Origin of the sequence: Bacteroides sp. 51 (assembly GCF_010500965.1) — a bacterium.
GTDB lineage: Bacteria > Bacteroidota > Bacteroidia > Bacteroidales > Bacteroidaceae > Bacteroides.
The window spans coordinates 1-334 of the sequence record NZ_QVMI01000154.1 but is presented as its reverse complement, the minus strand read 5'-3'; the positions used below and the strand labels follow the sequence as shown (position 1 = coordinate 334).

General features: G+C 49.4%; 1 pseudogene. It reads left to right on the top strand.

Features of this window, described 5'->3' with window-relative positions:
- Positions 1 to 192: pseudogene (locus tag D0T87_RS24375) on the top strand (hypothetical protein); the annotation flags it as partial.
- Positions 193 to 334 lie beyond the last annotated feature (142 nt).

Here is a 334-nt window from a genome sequence, read left to right as displayed (position 1 = left end):
GACGAAATGAAAACCAACCTCCTTCCTTACGTCGAAAAAAACTACTCCGTTTTGAAAGGACGTGAGAACAGGGCTGTTGCCGGGTTGTCGATGGTCCATTCGTTCACGTCCTCGTTCTTCACGCTACCGCTACCCATGCCTGTGCCATTGCCGGCTTTAGACTTGGCGAGGGGGTTCCACCCATCACGTTAACGCTCAAACGGAGTTCCCAGGGTAGTGTATGTTGGAAACCTCCATACGCAAAACCCCGTTAGGGTTGACCGGGATTGATTTTGATAATAGCAGATTCCAGATGGGAACAGTGAGTGAGCTTTCAGAAGTAAAACGGATTGAA